11 protein-coding genes and 1 pseudogene are annotated in these 12,450 nt (G+C 31.8%); 8 read left to right on the top strand and 4 right to left on the bottom strand.

The features are described 5' to 3' along the window. The first annotated feature begins 1 nt into the window (after nucleotide 1). Complete coding sequence (locus SJY24_RS31640; protein WP_002090397.1) at nucleotides 2-688, top strand: ABC transporter ATP-binding protein; 687 nt, start codon at nucleotides 2-4, stop codon at nucleotides 686-688. 275 nt (nucleotides 689-963) lie between these two features. Here SJY24_RS31640 and SJY24_RS31635 read toward each other — a convergent pair whose 3' ends face one another. The 4 genes and pseudogenes from SJY24_RS31635 to SJY24_RS31620 form a co-directional block, all read right to left on the bottom strand. Then, nucleotides 964-1,161 carry a SunI/YnzG family protein gene (locus SJY24_RS31635; RefSeq protein WP_377867644.1) on the bottom strand — a complete coding sequence of 66 codons (198 nt, stop codon included), beginning with the start codon at nucleotides 1,159-1,161 and terminating at the stop codon, nucleotides 964-966. Next, nucleotides 1,156-1,446 (bottom strand): annotated as a pseudogene (locus SJY24_RS31630) (alpha/beta hydrolase); the annotation flags it as partial. The gene SJY24_RS31635 and the pseudogene SJY24_RS31630, both read right to left, overlap by 6 nt. Before the next feature lie 628 nt (nucleotides 1,447-2,074). Then, nucleotides 2,075-2,449 (bottom strand): hypothetical protein, encoded by a 375-nt coding sequence (locus tag SJY24_RS31625; protein ID WP_377867538.1) that lies wholly within the window; start codon nucleotides 2,447-2,449, stop codon nucleotides 2,075-2,077. A 705-nt stretch (nucleotides 2,450-3,154) separates the two neighbouring features. Beyond that, nucleotides 3,155-4,441: a glycosyltransferase family 2 protein gene (locus SJY24_RS31620; RefSeq protein WP_377867537.1), complete on the bottom strand. Its 1,287-nt coding sequence runs from the start codon at nucleotides 4,439-4,441 to the stop codon at nucleotides 3,155-3,157. 280 nt (nucleotides 4,442-4,721) lie between these two features. On the opposite strand from SJY24_RS31620, the gene SJY24_RS31615 reads away from it, so the two are divergent. From SJY24_RS31615 to pseG, 7 genes are all read left to right on the top strand, one after another. Continuing rightward, nucleotides 4,722-5,489, top strand: a complete 768-nt coding sequence (locus SJY24_RS31615; protein WP_377867536.1) for a glycosyltransferase family 2 protein — start codon at nucleotides 4,722-4,724, stop codon at nucleotides 5,487-5,489. Nucleotides 5,490-5,493: 4 nt separating this feature from the next. Further along, complete coding sequence (locus tag SJY24_RS31610) at nucleotides 5,494-6,897, top strand: CDP-glycerol glycerophosphotransferase family protein (protein WP_377867535.1); 1,404 nt, start codon at nucleotides 5,494-5,496, stop codon at nucleotides 6,895-6,897. 227 nt (nucleotides 6,898-7,124) lie between these two features. Continuing rightward, complete coding sequence (locus SJY24_RS31605) at nucleotides 7,125-8,150, top strand: SDR family NAD(P)-dependent oxidoreductase (RefSeq protein ID WP_377867534.1); 1,026 nt, start codon at nucleotides 7,125-7,127, stop codon at nucleotides 8,148-8,150. Beyond that, nucleotides 8,147-9,109, top strand: a complete 963-nt coding sequence (locus SJY24_RS31600; RefSeq protein WP_377867533.1) for an NAD-dependent epimerase/dehydratase family protein — start codon at nucleotides 8,147-8,149, stop codon at nucleotides 9,107-9,109. Before SJY24_RS31605 ends, SJY24_RS31600 begins: the two co-directional genes overlap by 4 nt. Further along, entirely contained in the window at nucleotides 9,109-10,314 is a 1,206-nt protein-coding gene (gene pseC, locus SJY24_RS31595) for a UDP-4-amino-4,6-dideoxy-N-acetyl-beta-L-altrosamine transaminase (protein WP_377867532.1), read from the top strand. The genes SJY24_RS31600 and pseC overlap by 1 nt, the downstream gene beginning before the upstream one ends. Then, entirely contained in the window at nucleotides 10,315-11,310 is a 996-nt protein-coding gene (locus SJY24_RS31590; RefSeq protein WP_377867531.1) for a cytidylyltransferase domain-containing protein, read from the top strand. A gap of 39 nt (nucleotides 11,311-11,349) precedes the next feature. Next, the gene (pseG, locus tag SJY24_RS31585) at nucleotides 11,350-12,450 is read left to right on the top strand and encodes a UDP-2,4-diacetamido-2,4,6-trideoxy-beta-L-altropyranose hydrolase (RefSeq protein ID WP_377867530.1); all 1,101 of its coding nucleotides are present in this window, start codon (nucleotides 11,350-11,352) and stop codon (nucleotides 12,448-12,450) included.

Here is a 12,450-nt window from a genome sequence, read left to right as displayed (position 1 = left end):
CATGGAGACGATTTTACAATTTAAAAACTTAGATTATTACTATGAAAGTAACGGAAAAAAAGTAACGATACTAGATAATGTTAATTTTTCTTTTCAAAAAGGGCATTTCTACACGATTTTAGGGCCATCTGGATCTGGTAAAACCACAACTCTTAGCTTAGGTTGTGGGCTAGATATACCTAAAAATGGCTATGTCCTATTTAATGGAAAGGATATTCGGAAAATTGGCTTGGATCGATACCGTAATCAAAATGTATCCGTAATTTTCCAATCCTATAATTTGATTACCTATATGACTGCTCTTCAGAATGTACTAACGGCAATGGAAATTACAGGTGTGAAGGTACAAAATAAAAAAGCAAGAGCATTAGAATTATTAGAGAAGGTAGGACTCACAGAAGTAGAAGCGAAACGAAATGTCTTGCAACTAAGTGGCGGACAACAACAGCGTGTAGCAATTGCTAGGGCACTATCTTGCAATGTTGATTTACTTATTGCGGATGAACCAACAGGAAACCTTGATGGAGAAACAGCAAAAGAGATTATTGAGTTGTTTCAAGAGCTCGCTCATCAAGAGAATAAATGTGTAATTGTTGTTACGCATTCACAAGAAGTTGCAAAAAAATCGGATCGAGCAGTGTATTTAAGTAAAAAGAAGTTAGTAGTAAACGAAATTAATAATAGCTAAGAAAAAAGCTACCTTTGTTCTTAATTCACATAATTTTCAAAATTGAAATCTGTGGGTGTTATTATTTGTTATATAATATATTTGTCAAAGCATTACCCCTGTAGTTTCTATGATGAATCTGTAAGATAGCTTGTTTGTCCCGTATATTCACCTGAAACTAAAAAGAACTTGTAGAGATTCCTACAAGTTCTTTTTGTTTTAAGGGTTAAATGTGGATTTGAAATAAAGTTACGATTTTTTGAATAGGGAAAGTAAATGGGTTCTGTTGCAAAAGTTTAGCTTAGTTTTAAACACTGTGCAACAGAACATAGATAAGTATACTTTATGGTTTTAATTAAACTACGATCAGTTGTACCGTAGGCTGTTCCAATTCGGAATACTTCTGCTTTTTCAACACCAGCATACGTATTATCTTCGGTTACCTCAATAATTTCACTCATTGGAATACAAACCTTTGCTAATTGCCATGTAATCCAGCTCCCGCCACTTTGTGTCCACCAGCTTTGTAATATGTTTGCTGTAAACTTAGATTGAAAAGCTGCAGACGTCAACTGAAGTGCCTCTGCATAGTTACCTTGTTGGAGATAGTCAAAAAATAAAGACGTACGCTCCGTTAAAGAGACTGGTTTCTTTTCTGCATTTTCTGCCCCTTGTGTATCCGCGTGAATAGCTGTTGTAAGCGGGAAAGATGAAACACCTAAAGAAAAGAGTAGGATAAAGGAAAGTGCTGATTTTTGTATGTTCCGTTTTTTTGTCATGTTTTAACCTCCAAAATGTAATAGTAAGAAAAGGGTTGGTAAATAGTGGATTGCGCTCTTCTTGGAGTTTCGGTACAGGAGAGAGAGAATTCTGCATGTGTATAAAGAGAAACGTGATTGTAAAATCAGAGATGAAAAAGATTAAAAAGAGTCACACTATCGCTAAGAAATGAATATTTTTTCAAAAAAATAGTCCAGTCTCTTTATAATGTAGGATAAGAAAACCAATAAAAGAGGAAGGAAAAAGATGGAGAAGTTTTTGTGGGGGACTTTTACAGAATGTATCGCTTTTACATTGCTAAAAGGGCAATGGATTGATGAATATCAATATTCAATATTAAAGTCTGAATGGAAGGGCTCTACATAATTATCAAATTTAGAAAAAAGTAAGTTGGGTGTAAATAAAAATACTATAAAAAAGACACTACAATAGTGTCTTTTTTTGGAAAATACTCTATAATTAACTTTGGGGAAGGTAATGTTAGAGTATTCGTTTAGCATTATCTTTATATTTGATAAACCATGAAATCGAGAGATTTTGTGGTTTATTTTTTTGAATAATAGATTTTACAGTATTGGCAGTGCGCTATTGATTATTATAAGCATTTGGAGAGGTAGGATTTAAAGTCTAACATCGAATAACGGTTCCAGAATATAGCGTTATGAAATGATCTCCCATATCCCAAACAGTACTTGCCTGTATATAGCCCTTAAAGCCTTCTGAAGAATAATAAATTTTTTTTGGTATACTTTCTTTAGATTGGAAATGTGATTTAAAGTACTTTACATAATGGTTTTTAATAACTTTTGATTCAGGAACAATAGTGTTTTTTCGCTCCAGTAATTGTGAAGCACTAGAATATGGTACAAATTTGACAGTGTCTTGGTAATTATTATCTAAGGTGTCAGCTTGTACACTGTGTGACGAAACAAAGACGCTTAAACTACTTCCCGCAATTAATGTTGCAAATACTAACTTTGAGGATTTTGTTAATCTACTCATTTTATAATCTCCTTTTCATTATTTTGTAAGGTATCCCCTTACACCTCACAGTCTATATCCACTACATAAGGGTGTACATACATATTGATAGACAAAATTCTACAAAATACCTCATGTTTTTGGGTTTGTGTATAATAATCCAATGTTTAATAATATATGAGAAGTAAGAAGGTAGGTCTTATATAAATGAAAATGAATAATTTATGCAGAGATTGTATATAAAATCATTGTTTAAATATTCTAAAATGAGTTGATAAAGATATTGGATTTTTTTTAAAAGTAAATAATTTTACAGGTTAAAATTAGAAAAAATTTTCTCTTTTTGATTTTAAATATAAGGTTATTCACATTTATGGATTAGAAATGTAAAATAACTAAAGAATTAAGTACAAGCACACATTTTAAATAAAAAAGAGAGAAAAATGATAAACATTCTTCTCTCTTTCATCAATTAGGGTGGCATATACATAAATATGCGTTTGAGAGGATTTTTGGATGAAAAATCCACATACATAGTATAACAAAATATTTAAGGCTCTCCGCATGTAATATTGCATATGAGGAGTTGGTAGATATAATAGTTAACCTATTTTTATTTAGTTCACTTTCTAACACTCCGTTTTATTCTTTAATAATACTGTAAGTAATCATAGAACCTAGTTCAGGACCTATTTCCCTTTTTTTTGATAATACTCCTTCTTGGTACTATTCTAAGTATTTTTTGGCTAGGTAAGAGGGATATGATGAAATAGGAGGGCCAATCTTAAAATAGGATAAATTGGTCTTTGAAATCGGTATACAGTTCTTTAATAAATATAGTTTTTGCAATATGTCTTTATCTATGGGATGGAGCATGTGATTTGTCATGATGAAATAATTGTGATGATAAATAAATACTTTTCCTTCCGGAAGAATCGTGTAATTAGATATATTGGGATAAATAGGTGGTCCATCTGAAAATTGATCTAAACTGCGTTGTGAAACTTTAATAATTTCCTGAATTGAAAATTTAAATTTGCGAAATGCTATGGTGCTAATAAATGGACGTTTTTGATTATTTTCTATATAAAATAACTCTCCTTTTTCATTTTGTACAACCCGTAGGTTGGGAATTAATTCTGTAAGGGTTATGGGGGGACCTTCTGTATATTTGTAGATAAATGGATCGGGGATTAAGACAATTTCATTTTGATTATATTTGAAGTAGGAAAGCATGTCTTTCGAAATGATCCTGCGTTTAAAATTATCAATTAAAAATACTTCACCGTGTGAATTACTAAACAAAATACCATTTAAATTTTTAGAAGGGAGGTTAGCATATAGGTTTTGGAAGGAGAAAGGTGTTTTAAAAGTAATATCGAGCACTTTGCTAATGGGATAAAAAGGTTGGAATGTATTTAGGCGTTTCCAAAACATTGCATCTCCAACAAACCAATATAAAGGATTTGTATCCCAATATTCACAGTATTTTTCATAGACCTTTAATAATATTCTTCGAGTATGCATAACTGAACAGTGATCTACAACATTTGCAGCTGTATATAAAATTTTCGAAGCCTCTCTCACAAATTCATTTATAGGTTGAAGGCTATAATCAACATATTTTACGTATTGGGAAGAGTACACTACATCAATTTCAGGATGTTCTTCTAAGAAAGATAACATATCAGCTAATCTGTTTGGAAGGTATATAGTATCATCCGTTAAATAGCAAATATAATCCCCACAAGTTAATTGAAGTGCCTCATTGATAAGTTTTGCATATCTTGTGGTTTTATATCTCTCATTATCTTGTATAAAACTATTCTTATAAGTAATTCGAGGGTCATTTAGATAATCTTTTATGACATTTATGGTTTCTTGACAGGAGTTGTCATCCATAATAAAAAGTTCCCATTCTTTATAAGTTTGCATTAGAACACTTTCAATTACTTGATTAATTAATGATGGCTTATTATAACTAGTAAGAATAATTGATATTTTGGGTTGCAAAGTCCTCACCTCTCTTGAGAATATAGGATGTGCTTTATCTAGTGAAATCTAAAAATTAAAACTTTATCGACACCTTTTTATACTTAAATAGTTTATTACCTTTTCATAGATATGGTATGGACTATAGTGGAGTGAAAAAGATACATAGGTGAATATAAATATTGCTATTAATTTTAATAGATAAAAAAACCTTTTTTAAAATTATCGGAACGGTTTGTCCTTTCTGTTTATATAATAATTTAACTGTTTTTATATTTGTTGATAAGGAGGAGAAGGAGATTTGCCTAAAATTTCAGTTATAATGACAAGTTACAATAAGCCTACGTTTGTTGAAAAATCAATATTAAGTGTATTAAACCAAACCTTTCAAGATTTTGAACTTTTTATAATGGATGATGATTCTAATGAAATGACCCAGAAAGTTATTCGACCATTTATAAATAAGGAAAATGTACATTTTTATAAAAGTAATGTGGCTCATATTTCTGAACGCACAAAAAAAGTCAGATATGCGGCTTTAATTAATGAAGCACTTAAGCATGCGAAAGGGGAATATATAACTTATATTACAGATGATAATCAATATGAAAAAGAACGCCTTAAAAAGATGTCTAGTTATCTTGATGAGAATAAAGAGGTTCAAATTATTTATTCTGCATCAAAAACGATTCATGTAGATGAATCGGATTTACCTATTAAAACGGTTGAAAGACCTGCTAAAAAAATTACGAATAATGCCCCATGTTCAATTGATCATTGTTCCATTATGCATAGAGCCTCTGTTTTACCAATTCTTGAAAAAAGGTGGAATTCTTACTGGGATGAAGATCCTCAGTTTTATCGAATAGGAGATGCGCGCTTTTTTTGGAGATTAAATCACTATTGGGATTTTTATCCCTTAGATGAAATTTTAGATATTAATTATATTACTCCTCATTCAATACATGCGCAGTTATTTGCCGAAGAAAAAAATGAATTTGTACAATTATTACCACCACAAAGAACATGTAAAGAATTAAGAGAAGACTTAAGAAGAAAAAGAGGGTGAAAAATTGAGTGAAATTTATTTGAAAAATTACTGGTTATTAAATCTAGAATATATAAATATTTTTTCAGAGTTAAAGCATTATAACATTCCTTTACCATTACTAAGTAATTTTTATCAATATTTAGATGAAGATATAAAAAATAAAATGAAAGATCATAATTTTTACAAGCAACTGTCAATTGAGCCCATAGAGGAAACACAGTTACAGTTAGAGTTTGAAAAAATAATTTCTGTATTTCAATCAAAAATAAAAAGAAAAAATCAAAATGGAGCAATCCTCCTAAATTCAGATTATCTCCGTTTTTCAGTAAGTAATTTTACCCACTTTAATCCAAATCAAACAAAGATATTAACAAGATCAAAAAAAACAGAACTTTATGGTCTTCCTACAATTTGTGCACCAGATTATATAAATAAAGCCCCTAATAATGCACATGTTTTTATAGAAAAAGCTAAAGAAATCTTTTTAAAGTTTAATAAGCACCCACTATTTTCAAACATGTTTTTTCAAAAAAAATTACTCAGTGATCTCCCTATCATGATTGAGAAACTTAATATGGCCTATTTCATTTTTAAAGAACAAGATATCTTTGGTGTGATTGTTGGTACTACGGAAGATATAACAAGTCGGGCTCTTACTTTTCTTTCTAGAAGTGAGGGGATGCCAAGTTATTGTCTGCAGCATGGTGCAATAATGGGAGAGGAAGCATACTTTCCGGTTTTTGCAACAAAGCAGGTCTTATATGGAAAGTATGAGCAAGATTGGTACCTTCAAAAAGGGGTCTGTGGATCTCAAATTGAGATAATAGGGCACCCCAGATATGATGAAATCTTCAATAGAGCATATGTAGATAAAAAAACTATTTTTAATAAATTAAAAATAGACCCCTCTACAAAAGTGGTTTTTATTGCAACCCAGCCATTTAAAACTTCATTTTATATTGAACTGACAGAAAAGTTAGTGAAAGACAAAAATATTACGGTTATTATAAAGCCTCACCCTTGGGAAAAAGGGCGTAACCTAGTAGGAGAATATATTAGGTTAAGTAACGTATATCCTAATGTTAAATATATAACAAATGAAGTGAACATGTATGATGTTATTTTACATGCAAATCTTGTGGTTATTTCAAATTCAACAGTAGGGTTAGAGGCAATGTTATTAGATATACCTGTAGTTGTTTATAAATCTTTATTAGAGGAAAGGGATTATAAATATTACGATACATTAGATTGGCTTGTAAATCATTCTATGGAGGATATGATTAGCACGATTAAAAAAGTTCTAAATGATTCTTTACAATCAGATCTAGCGAAAGAATTAAGAAGAAAATTTATTACTGAAAACTATCCGCAAGAAGCATGCACGAAAAGATTGATAAAATTAATTCAAAGTGAAAAAGATTAAACTCATCACCACTTACTAATGTTTGAAGTAAAGGATTACTAAAGCAACATCATTTCCTCAGTTTTCTATGATTAATATGTATCATAAATTTGCAATGGAAACGTATGTTTCAATATCCTTCAGGCTAGTTTATCTCTCGACAAATGGCTTGCCTATGGAACTACACACAATTTGAAGAGAGGTTTTTCTTAGCTAAAAGTAATTTCAATATGAGGAGGTATATATTCATGTTTTTTAAAGATAAAAACGTTTTAATTATTGGTGGAACAGGAACAATTGGAAAAAGTATTCTTTCTAATGTTCTACAGGAAAAACCAAAAGTGGTAAGGATTTTTAGTAGAAGTGAATATAATCAATTTTTATTACAAGAAGAATTTAGGGGGGGAAGTCAAAATATTCGTTATTTAATTGGAGATGTTCGCAATTATGATCGAGTGTTTAGTGCGATGGAAAATATTGATTATGTGTTTCACGTGGCCGCAATGAAGCATGTTTCTTTTTGTGAATATAATCCGTTTGAAGCAGTTTTGACCAATATTTTTGGAACACAAAATGTAATAAAAGCAGCAATTGCTCAGGAAGTAAAAAAGGTAGTTTTTACAAGCTCTGATAAAGCGATTTCACCTACAAATAATTACGGTGCAACAAAATTAACTGCTGAAAGATTGATTATATCAGCGGAATATTCAAAAGGTTCGAGTGAGACTATATTTTCCAGTGTTCGTTTCGGAAATGTTATGGGGTCAAGAGGTTCTGTTATTCCCTTATTTGAAAAACAAATTAAAGAAAACCAAAAAATAACTGTAACGGATCTTAGTATGAGTAGATTTATGATGACACTGAACCAAGCAACTATGTTAACAATTGAAGCAATGAAAATAGCAAAGGGTGGTGAAACTTTTATATTAAAAATGCCAGTTATTTCATTAAACCATTTAAGTGAAGTGATGATAGAAGAAGTCACAAAGTTATATGGGTTGCCCAAGGAGACTATTAAAATTGAAGAAATTGGGTTAAAACCTGGTGAAAAAATGTATGAAGAACTTATGACACATGATGAATCTTTACAGGCTTTTGAATTACCAGAAATGTTTATCATTCCTAGCCCATTAAAAAAGGGTACTCAATATGAAAATGCAAAAAGGGCGAAGGCAGGGTTTTACCGTTCTGATTATCAAAATGCAATTACAAAAGAAGAGCTTAGAAATTTAATATTAAACCAGCAACTACTAACAGGAGGAGAGAAACTATGAAAATATTAGTAACTGGTGGTGCGGGTTTTATTGGTAGGTGGGTTGTAAAGAGATTATTGCAGGATAAGCATGAAGTATGGATAATAGACAACTTAGCAAATTCAACAACTGCAAATATTACCGAGTTTGCACACAATCTAAATTTAAAGCAATGTATTCAAGGAGATATTAAAGATAAAAAGTTAGTTGCTCAATTATTTGAAAATAATTCATTTGACCTTTGTTATCATTTAGCAGCGAGTATTAATGTTCAAGATAGTATAGATGATGCTAGAACAACTTTTGAAAATGATACAATAGGTACTTTTAATTTGTTAGAACAATGTCTTAAGTATCATGTCAAAATGGTCTTTATGAGTACTTGTATGGTATATGATAAAGCTACTAATATACAAGGGATATCAGAATTAGACCCGATTAAACCAGCTTCTCCATATGCTGGATCAAAAATTGCTGCTGAAAACATGGTTTTATCATACTATTATGCTTATAAGCTACCTGTTGTGGTTATTCGCCCATTTAATACGTATGGCCCATTCCAGAAAACAGGTGGTGAAGGTGGGGTTGTTGCCATTTTTATAAATAATAAATTAGATAATGTACCACTAAATATTTATGGGGATGGAAAACAAACAAGAGACCTTTTATACGTTGAAGATTGTGCAGATTTTGTTGTGGCAGCAGGATACTCTGCAAAAGCAAATGGTCATATTATCAACGCTGGAACAGGAAAAGATATATCTATTAATAAATTAGCAGAATTGATTTCGGGAAATAAAGTAAGTATCCAACATGTAACTCATATCCATCCACAAAGTGAAATTCAAAAATTATTATGTAACTATGAAAAAGCAAAAACTATATTAAGCTGGGAACCGAAAGTTTCTTTAGAAGATGGAGTTATTAAAACAGAAGAGTGGATTAAATCTTTAAAAATTAACCCTAAGGAGAAAGAGTAATGGTAAGGGGAATTCTCGGTTTACATGGTGGAAAGCCTGTTAGAGAAACTTATTTACCATATGGTCAGCAACAAATTGATGAATATGACATTCAGGCTGTTGTAGACGTATTAAAAGGGAATTTTTTAACAACAGGACCAATGGTTCAACAGTTTGAGGAGGCTATAGCGAAATATGTGGGAGCAAAATACGCTGTTTCCTTTTCAAATGGTACAGCTGCATTGCATGCTGCCTGCTATGCAGCCGGCATAACTGAGGGAGACGAGGTAATTACAACTCCAATGACATTTGTAGCCAGTGCAAATTGTATTTTATACCAGGGGGGGAAGCCGGTATTCGCTGATATTGACAATGAAACATATAACATTAGTCCTAAATCTATAGAGGAAAAGATTACAAACAAAACAAAAGCCATTATTCCCGTACACTTTACTGGGCAGCCTGTAGAGTTAGATGCAATACAAAAAATAGCAAAAGAAAATAATTTAATTATCATTGAAGATGCAGCCCACGCATTAGGAGCCACATATAAAAATAAAAAGATTGGTTCTATTGGTGATATGACAATGTTTAGTTTCCATCCGGTGAAACATATTACTACCGGAGAGGGCGGAGTAATTACCACAAATAATCCTCTGTTTTATGAAAAACTTGTTCAATTCCGTACGCATGGAATTGAAAGGAATCCTCAAAAACTTCTTGAAAATCATGGGCCTTGGTATTATGAAATGCAATTCCTAGGTTACAACTACAGATTAACGGATATACAAGCTGCTCTTGGTTTATCACAGTTAAGTAAATTAGACTCTTTTATTAAGATTCGAAAGAAATATATAGACATCTATAATAAAGAATTTAGTTGTTTATCTGAAATCACAATACCAAAGCAATTGCCTCAAACCGATTCAAGTTGGCACCTTTATATTATTCGTTTAAATACTAAATTATTAAAATGTAATCGAAAAGAAATTTACGAGGCATTACAAAGAGAAAATATCGGTGTGAATGTACACTATATACCCGTACATTTACAACCGTTTTATCAAAAATTAGGTTATGGAAAAGGTATTTGTCCGCAAGCAGAAAACATATATGAGGAAATTATTACGCTGCCTCTATTTCCTAAAATGACAGAAGCTGATGTGTGGGATGTAATACAAGCTGTGAGAAAAGTTTTTTCGTTTTATAGAGTTGCTAAAAATTAAATGAAAGGGGTGTTATTAAAATTGCAAAACCAAAAATTATTAAGAGCAGTTACAAAAGTTGATATTAGAAAAGGAGAGATTATTACAGCTAATAAAGTAACTATGGAATTAGATGTTGTAGAAAACGCGCTGAACGAGCTTGAAGCAGAGGAATTATTACCTCAGGTAGCTCTATATAATTTGTCTGCAGGTACCCCATTAACAAAAGAAGTTATTGAGCCTCCAAAGGTAGTAATAATTGTACTTTGCCGGTTAAAATCTACTAGGTTACCTTTAAAGGCAATATTGCCAATACACGGTGTTCCTTCCATTGAGCGATGTCTTATAAATACATTTGCTATTCCAGGAAAGCACCAGGTCATACTTGCTACTTCAGATATTGCACAAGATGACCCTTTGGAAAAATTTAATTTAGACGGGAAAATTAAAATTTTTAGAGGTGATTCAGAAAATACCGCTGATCGCATGTTCCAAGCTGCAAAACAAGAAAATGCAAACATTGTCATACGGATTACCGGAGATTGCCCAGCTGTGTCACCAGAAATTAATACTTTTTTGCTAGATGAACATTTGAAAAGCGGTGCAGATTATACACAGGCAGAGCTAAGTACGTTACCTGTCGGAACAGCAGGCGATATTTTTACATTAGAGGCAATCGAACGACTACTACAAACCCCAAAACCTTTAACCTATGCAGAATACCTTCCGTTTTATTTTATTAATAATCCACATTTATTCCGGGTCAATATAGTGAAACTCCCTCCACCATTTTGTTACCCTACTTGGAGGTTAACATTAGACGAAAAACCAGATTTAGATATGTTCAATGAACTTTATAAAAGTTTGAATGTAAAATCTAAACCTTTATTTTTTCATCAAATAAAAGATTATATCCTTCGAAATCCTGAACTTATTCAAATTAATAGTCATGTGAAATTGAAATGGGCAAATCAACAGTCATTAGTAGATGAGCTAAATAAAGAAACAAAATTATAAATTAATAAATTATAGTGCCTTTAGTGAGGAGGAAGTATCTTGCTTAAGAAAAAAATTGCCTTTCGCGCCGACGCATCTATTGAAATAGGTACTGGTCATATTATGCGTTGTTTAACACTGGCCCATGAATTACGGAATAAAGGTGCTCAAGTTTATTTCATTTGTCGTAAGCTGCAAGGTGATTTGCAGCAATATATATTAACTAAGGGATTCCAGGTGTTTTTATTAGATGCAGATGATGAAAATACGAATTTCTTAAGTACAGTACAAGGGAGTTATTTAAATTGGCTAAAATATCATTGGTTTGTTGATGCGCAACAGACCAACGATATTTTATCGCAACTTCCCAACTTGGATTGGCTAATTGTTGATCATTATGGATTAGGTAATAAGTGGGAGTCTGCTTTAAGAAAAAATGTAAGAAAAATAATGGTAATCGATGATCTTGCAAATCGAATGCACGACTGTGATTTGTTACTAGACCAAAATTTATACGATAACCTTAATGGTCGCTATAAAGATTTAATACCTGAGCACTCATTAGTAAAATTGGGGCCTAAATATGCTATATTACGGCCAGAGTTTCATGCCGCTAAGAAATTTTCACGAAAAAGAACAGGAGAAATTGAGAGAATCTTTATATTTTTTGGTGGGCATGATGTAACAAATGAGACATTAAAAACGTTAAGAGCCTTACAAAATATATATAAAGATAACTTAAAAATAGACGTTGTGGTAGGAAGCCAAAATCCGCATAAAGAGGAGATTCAAACTTATTGTAAGAGTGTTTCTAACGTTTCATTTTATTGTCAAATAGAGAACATGGAAGAGTTTCTCATACGAGCGGATTTAGGGATAGGAGCTGGGGGCACAAGCACATGGGAACGATGCTTTCTTGGATTACCTTCAATAACAATTACAACTGCCCAAAATCAAATCGAAGTAACCAAGACTGTAGCGAAGCTTGGAGCTACATGGAATATTGGTACAGCTGAAAGTGTTTCTGATAAAGCAATTACGAAATGTCTAAACAAACTTTTATTAGATTCTAAAATAGTGAAAGAAATGTCTAATAAAGCTCTTTCTATACAGTGTGCGAGTAATTCAAATGAAATAGCAAAAATTATTTTAGGAGGATAG

Source organism: Bacillus sp. R86525 (genome assembly GCF_042466195.1).
Taxonomy (GTDB): Bacteria; Bacillota; Bacilli; order Bacillales; family Bacillaceae_G; genus Bacillus_A; species Bacillus_A nitratireducens.
This window is presented reverse-complemented; position numbering and strand designations above follow the sequence as displayed.